The organism is Serratia sp. TSA_130.1 (genome assembly GCF_052691795.1).
The window spans coordinates 1,096,644-1,110,217 of record NZ_JBQZFS010000002.1 but is presented as its reverse complement, the minus strand read 5'-3'; the positions used below and the strand labels follow the sequence as shown (position 1 = coordinate 1,110,217).

General features: G+C 60.8%; 15 protein-coding genes. 10 read left to right on the top strand and 5 right to left on the bottom strand.

The features are described from left to right. The first annotated feature begins 35 nt into the window (after window positions 1–35). Genes tgt through secF form a run of 4 tightly spaced genes read left to right on the top strand, consistent with a single transcriptional unit; the run spans window position 36 to window position 4,377 of the window. Window positions 36–1,160 carry a tRNA guanosine(34) transglycosylase Tgt gene (tgt, locus tag ACUTQY_RS12210; protein WP_016928877.1) on the top strand — a complete coding sequence of 375 codons (1,125 nt, stop codon included), beginning with the start codon at window positions 36–38 and terminating at the stop codon, window positions 1,158–1,160. A 33-nt stretch (window positions 1,161–1,193) separates the two neighbouring features. After that, complete coding sequence (gene yajC, locus ACUTQY_RS12205; RefSeq protein ID WP_004940391.1) at window positions 1,194–1,526, top strand: preprotein translocase subunit YajC; 333 nt, start codon at window positions 1,194–1,196, stop codon at window positions 1,524–1,526. Window positions 1,527–1,550: 24 nt separating this feature from the next. Further along, entirely contained in the window at window positions 1,551–3,398 is a 1,848-nt protein-coding gene (gene secD / locus ACUTQY_RS12200; RefSeq protein WP_071991633.1) for a protein translocase subunit SecD, read from the top strand. A gap of 10 nt (window positions 3,399–3,408) precedes the next feature. Beyond that, the gene (secF, locus tag ACUTQY_RS12195) at window positions 3,409–4,377 is read left to right on the top strand and encodes a protein translocase subunit SecF (protein ID WP_019454209.1); all 969 of its coding nucleotides are present in this window, start codon (window positions 3,409–3,411) and stop codon (window positions 4,375–4,377) included. Window positions 4,378–4,442: 65 nt separating this feature from the next. Here secF and ACUTQY_RS12190 read toward each other — a convergent pair whose 3' ends face one another. After that, window positions 4,443–5,003, bottom strand: a complete 561-nt coding sequence (locus tag ACUTQY_RS12190; RefSeq protein WP_046688354.1) for a SadB/YajI family lipoprotein — start codon at window positions 5,001–5,003, stop codon at window positions 4,443–4,445. Window positions 5,004–5,179: 176 nt separating this feature from the next. Between ACUTQY_RS12190 and nrdR the strand changes: the two genes are divergently transcribed. The 6 genes from nrdR to pgpA all read left to right on the top strand — a co-directional run bounded on the left by nrdR (window position 5,180) and on the right by pgpA (window position 9,296). Continuing rightward, on the top strand, window positions 5,180–5,629 hold the full coding sequence (nrdR, locus tag ACUTQY_RS12185; protein WP_004940387.1) for a transcriptional regulator NrdR: 450 nt from the start codon (window positions 5,180–5,182) through the stop codon (window positions 5,627–5,629). 10 nt (window positions 5,630–5,639) lie between these two features. Further along, window positions 5,640–6,749: a bifunctional diaminohydroxyphosphoribosylaminopyrimidine deaminase/5-amino-6-(5-phosphoribosylamino)uracil reductase RibD gene (gene ribD / locus ACUTQY_RS12180; protein ID WP_046688355.1), complete on the top strand. Its 1,110-nt coding sequence runs from the start codon at window positions 5,640–5,642 to the stop codon at window positions 6,747–6,749. Window positions 6,750–6,856: 107 nt separating this feature from the next. Beyond that, window positions 6,857–7,327, top strand: a complete 471-nt coding sequence (gene ribH / locus ACUTQY_RS12175; RefSeq protein ID WP_004940385.1) for a 6,7-dimethyl-8-ribityllumazine synthase — start codon at window positions 6,857–6,859, stop codon at window positions 7,325–7,327. Window positions 7,328–7,347: 20 nt separating this feature from the next. Continuing rightward, entirely contained in the window at window positions 7,348–7,764 is a 417-nt protein-coding gene (nusB, locus tag ACUTQY_RS12170; RefSeq protein WP_004940384.1) for a transcription antitermination factor NusB, read from the top strand. 52 nt (window positions 7,765–7,816) lie between these two features. Further along, complete coding sequence (gene thiL / locus ACUTQY_RS12165) at window positions 7,817–8,809, top strand: thiamine-phosphate kinase (RefSeq protein WP_033642058.1); 993 nt, start codon at window positions 7,817–7,819, stop codon at window positions 8,807–8,809. Next, complete coding sequence (pgpA, locus tag ACUTQY_RS12160) at window positions 8,802–9,296, top strand: phosphatidylglycerophosphatase A (RefSeq protein ID WP_033634010.1); 495 nt, start codon at window positions 8,802–8,804, stop codon at window positions 9,294–9,296. Before thiL ends, pgpA begins: the two co-directional genes overlap by 8 nt. Window positions 9,297–9,328: 32 nt before the next feature. Here the strand turns inward: pgpA and ACUTQY_RS12155 are convergent, their stop codons facing one another. The 4 genes from ACUTQY_RS12155 to xseB form a co-directional block, all read right to left on the bottom strand. Beyond that, window positions 9,329–10,303 carry an aldo/keto reductase gene (locus ACUTQY_RS12155; protein WP_033642059.1) on the bottom strand — a complete coding sequence of 325 codons (975 nt, stop codon included), beginning with the start codon at window positions 10,301–10,303 and terminating at the stop codon, window positions 9,329–9,331. Window positions 10,304–10,411: 108 nt separating this feature from the next. Continuing rightward, complete coding sequence (dxs, locus tag ACUTQY_RS12150) at window positions 10,412–12,277, bottom strand: 1-deoxy-D-xylulose-5-phosphate synthase (RefSeq protein WP_033642060.1); 1,866 nt, start codon at window positions 12,275–12,277, stop codon at window positions 10,412–10,414. A gap of 34 nt (window positions 12,278–12,311) precedes the next feature. Continuing rightward, on the bottom strand, window positions 12,312–13,232 hold the full coding sequence (gene ispA, locus ACUTQY_RS12145; protein ID WP_033642061.1) for a (2E,6E)-farnesyl diphosphate synthase: 921 nt from the start codon (window positions 13,230–13,232) through the stop codon (window positions 12,312–12,314). 5 nt (window positions 13,233–13,237) lie between these two features. After that, on the bottom strand, window positions 13,238–13,501 hold the full coding sequence (xseB, locus tag ACUTQY_RS12140) for an exodeoxyribonuclease VII small subunit (RefSeq protein WP_033642062.1): 264 nt from the start codon (window positions 13,499–13,501) through the stop codon (window positions 13,238–13,240). Window positions 13,502–13,574: the final 73 nt, after the last annotated feature.

Here is a 13,574-nt window from a genome sequence, read left to right as displayed (position 1 = left end):
CGACATCAGACTGTTTCTCTGATGCTGGAGGCTTTGTGAAGTACGAACTACAAACTACCGATGGCCGCGCACGCCGCGGCCGCCTGATTTTCGACCGCGGCGTAGTGGAAACCCCGGCCTTTATGCCGGTCGGTACCTACGGCACGGTCAAGGGCATGACGCCGGAAGAAGTGAAAGAGACCGGCGCGCAGATCCTGCTGGGCAACACCTTCCACCTGTGGCTGCGCCCTGGCCAGGAGATCATGAAGCTGCACGGCGATCTGCACGATTTCATGCAGTGGCCGGGCCCGATCCTCACCGACTCCGGCGGTTTCCAGGTGTTCAGCCTGGGGGCGATGCGCAAGATCAAAGAGGAAGGCGTGTACTTCCGCAACCCGATCAACGGCGACAAGGTGTTCCTGAGCCCGGAAAAATCGATGGAAATCCAGTATGACCTGGGTTCCGACATCGTGATGATCTTCGATGAATGTACGCCGTACCCGGCCGACTGGGACTACGCCAAGCGTTCGATGGAAATGTCGCTGCGTTGGGCGCAGCGCAGCCGCCAGCGTTTCGACGAGCTGGAAAATAAAAATGCGCTGTTCGGCATCATTCAGGGCGGCGTTTACGAAGATTTACGTGATGTTTCAGTAAAAGGGCTGGTGGATATCGGCTTTGATGGGTACGCTGTGGGCGGCTTGGCTGTAGGCGAGCCGAAAGAGGATATGCATCGCATTCTTGAACACGTTTGCCCGCAAATTCCGGAAGATAAGCCACGCTATTTGATGGGCGTCGGCAAGCCGGAAGATTTGGTGGAAGGCGTGCGCCGCGGCATCGACATGTTCGACTGCGTCATGCCGACCCGCAACGCCCGCAACGGCCATTTGTTCGTGACTGACGGTGTGGTAAAAATCCGTAATGCCAAGCACAAGGATGATACTTCTCCGCTGGATAAAGACTGTGATTGCTACACGTGTCGCCATTACAGCCGCGCCTACTTGCACCATCTCGACCGTTGCAACGAAATATTGGGTGCTCGACTGAACACAATTCATAACCTGCGTCACTACCAGCGCCTGATGGCGGGTTTACGCCAGGCTATCGAAGAGGGTAAATTAGAGCAGTTTGTTGCGGATTTCTATGGTCGGATCGGCAAGCCGATTCCGCCTTTAAACGCTTGATCTAATAATTGATAACTTAATGAGGGAATTTCAATGAGCTTTTTCATTTCTGACGCCGTCGCATCCGCAGGGGCTCCGGCTCAGGGAAGCCCGTACTCTCTGATCATTATGCTGGTGGTGTTCGGCCTGATCTTCTACTTCATGATCCTGCGCCCACAGCAGAAGCGCGCGAAAGATCACAAGAAGCTGATGGACTCCATCGGTAAGGGCGACGAAGTGCTGACCACCGGCGGCCTGATCGGTCGCGTGACCAAAGTGGCCGACACCGGCATCATCGCCATCGCGCTGAACGACACCACGGAAGTGATGATCAAGCGTGACTTCGTGGCGGCCGTTCTGCCGAAAGGTACCATGAAGGCCCTGTAATCTTTTTTCCCGAAGGGAATTGCCGTGCTAAACCGTTATCCTTTGTGGAAGTATCTGATGTTGATCGTCGTGATCCTCGTCGGTCTGCTTTATGCGCTTCCCAACATCTACGGTGAGGATCCGGCCGTACAAATCACTGGCGCGCGCGGCGTCGCCGCCAGTGAAACTACGCTGGACCAGGTCCGTACCGTATTAGAAAAAGACAACATCGCGAGCAAGTCGATTGCGCTGGAAAATGGCGCCATCCTGGCTCGCTTTAAAGATCCTGACGTTCAGCTGCGCGCCCGCGAAGCGCTGGTGACCGAGCTGGGTGACAAATTCGTCGTGGCGCTGAACCTGGCGCCGGCTACGCCGACCTGGCTGGCCATGCTGGGCGCAGAGCCGATGAAACTCGGTCTGGACCTGCGCGGCGGCGTGCACTTCCTGATGGAAGTGGACATGGACACCGCGTTGAGCAAGCTGCAGGAACAGACCATGGATACCCTGCGCAGCGAGCTGCGCGAGAAGGGCATTCCTTACGCGTCTATCCGCAAGCTGGACAACAACGGCGTGGAAGTTCGCTTCCGCGACGATGTGGCCCGTGACCAGGCCATCAGCTATATCGGCCCGCGTCAGCGCGATCTGGTGCTGTCCGCCAATGGCGCCAACACCATGAAAGCCAGCCTGACGGACGCCCGTCTGAGCGAAGCGCGCGAATACGCCGTACAGCAGAACATCACTATCCTGCGTAACCGCGTCAACCAGCTCGGCGTCGCCGAACCGCTGGTGCAGCGCCAGGGATCCGACCGCATCGTGGTTGAGTTGCCGGGCATTCAGGACACCGCGCGCGCCAAAGAAATTCTGGGCGCCACCGCGACGCTGGAATTCCGTCTGGTGAACACCAATGCGGACGCCACCGCGGCGGCCAACGGCCGCGTGCCGGGCGATTCCGAGGTGAAATACACCCGCGACGGCCAGCCGATCGTGTTGTACAAGCGCGTGATCCTGACCGGTGACCACATCACCGACTCCACCTCGAGCACCGACGAATACAACCAGCCGCAGGTTAACATCTCGCTGGACAGCGCCGGCGGCACGTCGATGTCCAACTTCACCAAGGACAACATCGGCAAACCGATGGCGACCCTGTTCGTGGAGTACAAGGACAGCGGCAAGAAAGACGCCAACGGCCGTGCGGTGCTGGTGAAACAGGAAGAAGTGATCAACGTGGCGAACATTCAGTCGCGTCTGGGCAACAGCTTCCGCATCACCGGCATCGGCAACCCGAACGAAGCGCGTCAGCTTTCGCTGCTGCTGCGTGCGGGTGCGCTGATTGCGCCGATTCAGATCGTTGAAGAGCGCACCATCGGTCCAACCTTGGGTCAGCAGAACATCACCCAAGGTCTGGAAGCCTGTCTGTGGGGCCTGGTGGCGTCCATCGTCTTCATGGTGGTCTGGTACCGTAAGTTCGGCGTGATCGCCACCACGGCGCTGGTCGCTAACCTGGTGTTGATCGTCGGCGTGATGTCCCTGTTGCCGGGGGCGACGCTGACCATGCCGGGCATTGCCGGGATCGTGTTGACGCTGGCGGTGGCGGTCGACGCCAACGTACTGATTAACGAACGTATCAAGGAAGAGCTGAAGAACGGCCGATCCGTTCAGCAGGCGATCCATGAGGGCTATAAAGGCGCGTTCTCCAGTATCGTCGACGCCAACATCACCACCCTGATCACCGCGGTCATCCTGTACGCAGTCGGCACCGGTTCGATCAAGGGCTTTGCGATCACCACCGCTATCGGTGTGGCGACGTCCATGTTCACCGCGATTGTCGGTACCCGTGCCATCGTCAACCTGCTTTACGGCGGCAAACGCATTAACAAGCTGTCTATCTGAGGAGTGCGTTGTGGCACAGGATTATACTGTTGAGCAACTCAACTACGGCCGTAAAGTCTACGACTTTATGCGCTGGGACTACGTGGCTTTCGGCATCTCGTTGGTGCTGTTGGTCGCGTCGATCGCCACCATGTCGGTGCGCGGCTTTAACTGGGGTCTGGATTTCACCGGCGGTACGGTGATTGAAATCAACCTGGAGAAGCCGGCTAACCTCGACCTGATGCGCGACACGCTGGAGAAGGCCGGGTTCCAGGATCCGATTATCCAGAACTTCGGCAGCAGCCGCGACGTGATGGTGCGCATGCCACCGGCGACCGGCACCGCAGGCCAGGAACTGGGCAATAAGGTGATCGGCGTGATCAACGACTCGGTGGATAAAAACGCCACCGTGAAGCGCATTGAGTTCGTCGGCCCGAGCGTGGGCAGCGAGCTGGCGCAAACCGGCGGCATGGCGCTGCTGGTGGCGTTGATCTGTATCCTGATCTACGTCGGCTTCCGCTTCGAATGGCGCCTGGCGCTGGGGGCGGTTATCGCGCTGGCGCACGACGTGATCATCACGCTGGGCGTGCTGTCGCTGTTCCACATCGAGATTGACCTGACCATCGTCGCGTCCCTGATGTCGGTTATCGGTTACTCGCTGAACGACAGCATCGTGGTCTCCGACCGTATTCGTGAGAACTTCCGCAAGATCCGCCGCGGCACGCCTTACGAGATCATGAACGTGTCGTTGACCCAGACGCTGAGCCGTACGCTGATGACTTCCGGGACCACCCTGATGGTGGTGCTGATGCTGTACATCTTCGGTGGCGCGATGCTGCAAGGCTTCTCGCTGGCGATGCTGATCGGCGTGTCGATCGGTACCGTTTCCTCTATCTACGTCGCGTCCGCGCTGGCGTTGAAGCTGGGGATGAAACGCGAACACATGCTGCAGCAAAAAGTGGAAAAAGAGGGCGCGGATCAGCCTTCGATTCTGCCTTAACCGCCGCAGTATTCAGCGAAATGAGAAGGAGCGCCTATCGGCGCTCCTTTTTTTTGCCTCGGATTTCAGTGTTGCTGCACCACCGCCGGCTGGGCGGTGGCTACCAGGCTGTGCAGACGGATATAGCCCAGCTGTTCCGGCGTCAGGCCGCTGAAGCGCAGCTCGAAGTCCTGCCCGGGTTTCGGCAGCAGCGAGTCGGCGCTGGCGATCGGTTGCGACAGCGCCTCGGCGGTCAGCGGCCGGCCGGTGGCCGCGTCCAGTTGGCCCCATTCCACCACCGCTTTAAACGGCGGCAGCGTGGCCTGTGAGAGGATGCGCACATGCAGCTGCGCCTGGGCACCGTTGGCTTCGCTCTTGATGTGGCTCAGCGAAACGCTCAGTTCGCCGATGCCGCTTTGCAAACGGGCGGCGCTCCGCGCCGCCGGCAGCAGGTAGACGCCGTTGTCGGAGTGCTGATTGAGCTGGTTTTGCCGCTCCAGCGCGGTGGCCTGATCGGTCAATACGCTCACTTTTTGGTTAAGTGCGGCGACCTGATGGCGCAGCTGAGGCACGGCGGCGTTGTGCGCGCAGCCAGTGAGCAACACGGCGGCGGCGAGCAGGGCGGTTTTGGGATAACGGGTTGTCATGACGGCGATTTCCTATGCTGAATCTCCTACTATCAAGCTTAGCCCGCATGGCGGTGAAAGTCATATCGGCGCCGCCTGCCCGCCGCTTATCGCAACAAATGGCCGACGCCCTTTGTTGTGGCTTCACTTCGGGTTAAACTGCATTTATCTATAAAAAACGTTTATCAGGACGTGTTATGCATTGCCCTTTCTGCGCCGCCGTTGATACCAAAGTCATTGATTCCCGCCTGGTGGGGGACGGTTCGCAAGTACGCCGTCGTCGCCAGTGTCTGGTGTGCAATGAACGCTTCACCACCTTCGAGGTGGCCGAGCTGGTGATGCCGCGAGTGATTAAAAGCGATGAGGTGCGCGAGCCGTTCAACGAAGACAAACTGCGTCGCGGAATGCTGAAAGCGCTGGAAAAGCGCCCGGTCAGCTCGGACGACGTGGAAAACGCCCTTAACCATATCAAATCCCAACTGCGCGCCACCGGCGAACGCGAAGTGCCGACCAAGTTAGTCGGCAATCTGGTGATGGACGCGCTGAAAAAGCTGGATAAGGTCGCCTACATTCGCTTCGCGTCGGTGTACCGCAGCTTCGAAGACGTGCGCGAGTTCGGCGAAGAGATTGCCCGCCTGCAAGACTAAAGGATCTTTCATGCATCACGACGAATTTTACATGGCGCGCGCCTTCGAGCTGGCGCGGCTGGGGCGTTTCACCACCGCGCCCAATCCGAACGTCGGCTGCGTTATCGTGCGCGACGGCGAAATTGTCGGTGAAGGCTATCATCTGCGCGCCGGCGAGCCGCACGCGGAAGTGCACGCGCTGCGCATGGCGGGCGACAAGGCGCGCGGCGCCACCGCCTATGTGACGCTCGAGCCGTGCAGCCATCACGGCCGCACGCCTCCCTGCGCCGATGCGCTGGTGGCCGCCGGCGTGACGCGGGTGGTCGCGGCGATGCAAGATCCCAATCCTCAGGTGGCGGGGCGCGGCTTGTACAAGCTGCAGCAAGCCGGCGTCGAAGTACGTCATGGCCTGATGCTGGCCGAGGCCGAAGCGGTCAACCTGGGCTTCCTCAAACGCATGCGCACCGGTTTTCCCTATGTGCAACTGAAGCTGGGCGCGTCGCTGGACGGCCGCACGGCGATGGCCTCCGGCGAAAGCCAGTGGATCACCTCACCCGAAGCGCGTCAGGACGTGCAGCGGCTGCGCGCGCAGAGCGCCGCCATTCTCAGCACCAGCGCCACCGTGCTGGCGGACGATCCGTCGCTGACGGTGCGTTGGGATGAGCTGGATGCCGAGACCCAGCGCCTCTATCCGCGCGAAAATCTGCGTCAGCCGCTGCGTATCCTGCTCGACAGCCAAAATCGCATCACCCCACAGCATCGCGTGGTGCAGCAGCCGGGCGCTACCTGGCTGGCGCGGCTGCAGGCGGATGAACAGGCCTGGCCGCAAGACGTTGAGCAGTTTATCTGCCCGGCGCACGGCGGCGGTATCGATCTGGTGGTGATGATGATGCTGTTGGCCAAGCGCCAGGTGAATTCAATCTGGGTGGAGGCGGGCGCATCGCTGGCCGGGGCATTGCTGCAGGCCGGCCTGGTGGATGAGCTCATTTTGTATATCGCGCCGAAACTGTTGGGCGATAATAGCCGCGGTCTGTGTCATCTGCCGGGCCTGGAGCGGTTGGCCGACGCGCCGGAATTTGTCTTTAGCGACGTGCGCCAGGTTGGCCCCGATCTGCGTTTGCGCCTGCGGGCGAAACACTGAATCTCGCGCCCGCGCGCCGGTTTTACAAAAGCGCCGCGCAGGCGATGAAAGAATATGATAGAATCCGCCCCCCTGCGGGGTATTGAACCCATTTTTAAGGAAAGCCCATGAAAGTTATCGAAGGTGTTGTTGCTACTCCAAATGCCCGTGTGGCGATCGCAATTGCACGTTTTAACAATTTCATCAACGACAGCCTGCTGGAAGGCGCCATCGACGCGCTGAAACGCATTGGTCAGGTTGCTGACGACAACATCACCGTTGTCTGGGTCCCGGGCGCTTACGAGCTGCCGCTGACGGCGAGCGTATTGGCCAAAACCGGCAAATACGACGCGGTTATCGCGCTGGGCACCGTTATCCGTGGGGGCACCGCGCACTTCGAATATGTGGCGGGCGAAGCCAGCTCCGGCATCGGCAACGTTGCGATGAATGCCGAAATCCCGGTTGCCTTTGGCGTGCTGACTACCGAAAGCATCGAACAAGCGATCGAACGCGCCGGCACCAAAGCGGGCAACAAGGGCGCTGAAGCCGCGTTGACCGCACTTGAAATGATTAATGTTATCAAAGCTATTAAAGCCTGAATTTAGTTAAGGGGAATTCCGTGAAACCTGCTGCTCGTCGCCGCGCTCGTGAGTGCGCTGTTCAAGCGCTTTACTCTTGGCAGTTGTCTAAAAACGACCTTGCCGATGTTGAACACCAGTTCCTGACGGAGCAGGATGTCAAAGATGTTGACGTCGCCTATTTTCGCGAGTTGCTGTCCGGCGCGGCAGTGAATGCAGGTATGCTGGACGAACTGATGGCGCCTTACCTGTCGCGTCAGCTCGAAGAGCTGGGCCAGGTGGAACGCGCGGTGCTGCGCGTCGCGCTGTTTGAACTGAAAATGCGCGAGGATGTCCCTTACAAGGTGGCGATCAACGAAGCGATCGAGCTGGCGAAAACCTTCGGCGCGGAAGACAGCCACAAGTTTGTGAACGGGGTGCTGGATAAAGTGGCGCCAACCCTTCGCAAGAAAAAGTAAAAACATTAAGGCCGGCATTCCCGGCCTTAATTTCTTCTAGTGGAATATCGATATGGCATGCGGCGAATTTGACCTCATTGCCCGCTATTTTGACCGGTTTAAGCGCGTGCGCCGGGATGTACAGTTGGGCATTGGAGATGACTGCGCACTGCTGGCAGTGCCGGAAAAACAGCTGGTGGCCGTCAGTACCGATACGTTGGTCGCGGGCATTCACTTCCTGCCGGACATCGATCCGGCCGATCTCGGGTATAAAGCGCTGGCGGTCAATCTGAGCGATCTGGCGGCGATGGGCGCCGATCCGGCGTGGCTCTCGCTGGCCCTGACGCTGCCGGAGGTGAACGAACCCTGGCTGAAGGCGTTCAGCGACAGCCTGTTCGATCAACTCAATTATTACGGCATGCAGCTGATCGGCGGCGATACCACGCGCGGCCCGCTGAGCATGACCTTGACCATTCAGGGGCTGATCCCGGCCGGCCGGGCGTTGAGCCGCAGCGGCGCGCGCATCGGCGACTGGATCTATGTGACCGGCACGCTGGGCGACAGCGCCGCCGGTTTGGCGATCCTGCAGGATCGCCTGGCGGTGACGGATAGCGCGGCGCGCGATTATCTGGTCGCTCGCCATCTGCGTCCGCAGCCGCGGGTGCTGCAGGGGCAGGCGCTGCGCGATCTGGCCAGCTCGGCAATCGATCTTTCCGACGGCCTGATTTCCGATCTGAAGCACATCCTGAAGGCCAGCGACTGCGGCGCGCGCATCGTGCTGGACGAGCTGCCGATGTCGCAGGCGCTGAGCAGCCATGCCGATGCCGAACAGGCGCTGCGTTGGGCGCTGGCGGGCGGCGAAGACTACGAGCTGTGCTTCACCGTGCCGGAGATCAACCGCGGCGCGCTGGACGTGGCGCTGAGCCACCTCGGGGCCGATTACACCTGTATCGGCCAGATTGGCCCGCTGTCTGAAGGCATTCGCTATTACCGCAACGACGAGGCGGTGGTGCTGGACTGGGCCGGGTTCGATCATTTCAACGCGGAGCCGGGCACCCATGGATGAAGCCAAGCGTCGGCTGCGGATGAGCAATCCGTGGCACCTGCTGGCCACCGGTTTCGGCAGCGGTTTGTCACCGGTGATGCCGGGCACCATGGGATCGCTGGCGGCGATCCCGTTCTGGCTGCTGCTGATCCAACTGCCGTGGCAGCTCTACTCGCTGACGGTGATGTTCAGCATTTGCATCGGCGTCTATATTTGCCACCGCACGGCAAAAGACATGAAGGTGCACGATCACGGCAGCATCGTCTGGGATGAGTTCGTCGGCATGTGGATCACGCTGATGGCGCTGCCGGTCAACGATTGGCGCTGGGTCGCCGCCGGTTTCGTCATCTTCCGCATTCTGGATATGTGGAAGCCGTGGCCGATCCGCTGGTTTGACCGCAATGTGCATGGCGGCATGGGCATCATGGTCGACGATATCATCGCCGGCGTGCTGTCTGCGGGCATCATCTACCTGATTGGGCACCACTGGCCGATCGGGCTGTTCTGACAGCCGGGCGCGGTTCTTCGCGCCCGCTTTTCTTATTCAAATCCCGTCACCCGATGCGGCACGTAAGCCGTTTCCAACTCCGCCACCTCTTGCGGCGACAAACTCAAATCGACCGCGGCAATGGCGTCGTCCAACTGCTCGCTGCGTGACGCGCCAACGATCGGCGCGCTGACCGCCGGCTTGTTCAGCAGCCAGGCCAGCGCGATCTGCGCGCGTGGCACGCCGCGTTCCTCCGCCAGGCTGGCGACGCGCTCGGCGATAATGGCGTCGATGCCTTCGGTTTCATCGTACAGACTCTTGCCGAACTGGTCCGAGACCAGGCGGGCGGTGGTTTCGCCCCAGGGGCGGGTCAGGCGGCCGCGCGCCAGCGGGCTCCACGGCAGTACGGCGATGCCTTCGGCGGCGCACAGCGGGTGCATCTCGCGCTCTTCTTCGCGCTGGATCAGGTTGTATTGATCCTGCATGCTGACGAAGCGCGTCCAGCCGTGCAGATCGGCGGTATACAGCGCCTTGGCGAACTGCCAGGCGTACATGGAAGAGGCGCCGATGTAACGTGCCTTACCGGCTTTCACCACGTCGTGCAGCGCTTCCAGCGTCTCTTCCAGCGGCGTTTCGTAATCCCAGCGATGGATTTGCAGCAAATCGACATAGTCGGTGCCGAGACGGCGCAGGCTGTCATCGATGGACTGCATGATCTTGGCGCGCGACAAACCGCGCTCCAGGTTGCTCAGCGGGAAATAGACCTTGGTGGCGATCACCACCTCCTCGCGGCGTGCATAGTCGCGCAGCGCCCGGCCGAGGATCTCCTCGCTGCTGCCGTCGGAATAGCTGTTGGCGGTGTCGAAAAAGTTGATGCCGGCTTCCAGCGCCTGTTTCAACAGTGGGCGGCTGCTTTCTTCCGGCAGCGTCCAGGCGTGATTGCCGCGGCTCGGCTCGCCGTAGGTCATGCAACCCAGGCAGATGCGCGAGACGTTCAGATCGGTGTTGCCCAGTTTGAGATACTTCATGCTTGCCTCCCATTCACAGCTCAGACAGTAACTGTAGCGCGGATCCCGGAGGGCGGAAATGAAAACGCCCCCGAAGGCGGAGGCGTTTTATCAGGCGCGAGTGGCGAATTACTGCGCCAGCCAGGTTTCGATTTGGCGCTGAATGCCGGCGGCGTCCAGCCCCAGATCGGCGCGCAGTTCTTCCTGGGTGCCCTGTGAGACGAAGCTGTCCGGCAGGCCGAGGTTCAGCACCGGCACCGGACGGCGTTTGGCCATCAGCAGTTCGTTGACGCCGCTGCCGGCGCCGCCCATGATGGCGTTCTCTTCCAGCGTGACCAGCGTTTCATGGCTGGCGGCCAGTTCGAGCACCAGCTGCTCGTCCAGCGGTTTGACGAAGCGCATGTCGACCAGCGTGGCGTTGAGCGCTTCCGCCGCCGCAGCGGCCTCCGGCAGCAGGGTGCCGAAGTTGAGAATGGCGATCTTTTCCCCCTGGCGGCGCACCACGCCTTTGCCGATCGGCAGCAGGCTGAGCGGCTCCAGCGCAGCGCCGGTGCCGGTGCCGCGCGGATAGCGCACGGCGCTCGGGCCGTCGTTGTAGTGATAGCCGGTATACAGCATCTGGCGGCATTCATTTTCGTCGCTCGGCGTCATGATCACCATGGTCGGGATGCAGCGCATGAACGACAGATCGAACGCCCCCTGGTGGGTCTGGCCGTCGGCGCCTACGATGCCGCCGCGATCGATGGCGAACATCACCGGCAGGTTTTGGATCGCCACGTCATGGATCAGCTGATCGTAGGCGCGTTGCAGGAAGGTGGAATAGATCGCCACCACCGGCTTGTAGCCGCCGATCGCCAGCCCGGCGGCGAAGGTGACCGCGTGCTGCTCGGCGATCGCCACATCGAAATATTGCTGCGGATAGTCGCGCGAGAACTGCACCATGCCGGAACCTTCGCGCATCGCCGGCGTGATCGCCATCAGTGAGCTGTCTTTGGCGGCGGTTTCACACAGCCAGTCGCCGAAGATTTTCGAATAGGTCGGCAGACCGCCGGCGCTTTTCGGCAGCGTGCCGCTGGCGGGATCGAACTTCGGCACCGCGTGGAAGCTGATCGGATCCTTCTCCGCCGGCGCGTAACCGCGGCCTTTCTTGGTCATGATGTGCAACAGCTGCGGGCCTTTCAGATCGCGCATGTTTTTCAACGTGGCGACCAGGCCTTGTACGTCGTGCCCGTCTACCGGGCCGATGTAGTTGAAGCCCAGCTCTTCGAACAGCGTACCCGGCACTACCATGCCTTTCAGGTGCTCTTCGGTGCGTTTCACCAGCTCCTTGATCGGCGGCACGCCGGCCAGCACTTTTTTGCCGCCTTCGCGCAGGGTGGAGTAAAGCTTGCCGGACAGCAGCTGTGCCAGATGGTTGTTCAGCGCGCCGACGTTTTCCGAGATCGACATCTCGTTGTCGTTCAGCACCACCAGCATGTCCGGATTGATGTCGCCGGCGTGGTTCATCGCTTCGAACGCCATGCCGGCGGTGATGGCGCCATCGCCGATCACGCACACCGTGCGGCGGCCTTTGCCTTCACGCTCTGCCGCCACCGCCATACCGAGGCCGGCGCTGATCGAGGTTGACGAATGGCCGACCGACAGCACGTCGTATTCGCTTTCGGCGCGCCACGGGAAGGGGTGCAACCCGTTCTTTTGCCGGATAGTGGCGATCCGGTCGCGGCGGCCGGTCAGGATTTTGTGCGGGTAGGCCTGGTGGCCGACGTCCCACACCAGATGATCGAACGGCGTGTTGTAGACGAAATGCAACGCCACCGTCAGTTCGACGGTACCCAGCCCGGAGGCAAAGTGGCCGCTGGAGCGACTGACGCTGTTCAGCAGATATTGCCGCAGCTCATCGCACAGCTTCGGCAAGCTCTCTTTGGGCAGTGAGCGGAGTTCCTCGGGGTTTTCCGCTAGCGCCAGGGTTGGGTATTTGGCTATATCAAGACTCATTCGATACTCATATCAGAGGAGTTAACGTCACACGTTAATTGTCGCGTTCAATAATGAAGCTGGCTAACGCTCGCAATGGCGCTGTGTTATAAGATTGCGCTGCCAAAGTGTCTAATGCAGCTAATGCTTCCTGATAGAGATCCCACGCTTTTGCTTTCGCGCTGTCAAGCCCGAGTAACGCCGGGTAGGTACTCTTTCCGTGTTGTTGGTCCGCTCCCTGGCGCTTGCCGATCTTTTCAGTCTCGCCGACAACGTCCAAAATGTCATCCTGCACCTGGAACGCCAGGCCGACCGCAGCGGCGTAACGATCCAACTGCGGCAGCGCCGCTCGTCCTGCTTCGCCGGCGCTCAGCGCGCCCAGACGCACCGCGGCACGGATCAGCGCACCGGTTTTGTGGCGGTGGATCTGCTCCAGCGCCTGCAGATCGACGCGCTTGCCTTCGGCCTCCAGATCCAGCGATTGGCCGCCGCACATGCCAGCGACGCCGCTGGCCGCCGCCAGTTCGGAGACCATCGCCAGCCGATCGCGCAGCGCCACGTCGGGCATTTCGGCATCGGCCAGGATCGAAAACGCCAGCGTTTGCAGCGCATCGCCGGCCAGGATCGCGTTGGCTTCGCCGAATTTAATGTGGCAGGTCGGCTGGCCGCGGCGCAGATCGTCGTCGTCCATCGCCGGCAGATCGTCGTGGATCAGCGAGTAGGCGTGAATGCATTCCACCGCCGCCGCCGGCGCGTCCAGGTTGGTCAGCGATACGCCGAACATCTGGCCGGTGGTGTACACCAGGAACGGGCGCAGGCGCTTGCCGCCCAGTAAGGCGCCATGACGCATCGCCGCCACCATGTTGCCGTTGTTGAACGGCAGCGGGGCGATGAAATCCAGCAGCGCGCGATCGGCGCGCCGGCGGAAAATCTGCAGTTGATCGGCAAAAGCGGCCGATGGGACGATCTCAGACATGTCGGTTACTCGGTATCCGGTGTGAAAGGCGCCAACGCCGCGTCGTCGGCGCTGTCGTTAAGGAGGATCTGCACACGCTGTTCCGCCTGTTGCAGTTTCTGCTGGCCTTGACGCGCCAGCTGCACGCCGCGTTCGAATTCGTTCAGCGCGTCTTCCAGCGGCAGTTCGCCCGACTCCAGACGCGTCACGATGCTTTCCAGCTCGCCGAGGGCGCTTTCAAAGCTGGCTGTTTGCTCTGTACTGGCTGATTGTGCTGGTTTTTTCGGCATAATTTTCTTTTTACGTCATCATGTGAACCGTGGCGCCAGAGCCTATCCTAGCGGATCTTGATTAGCAAATCAT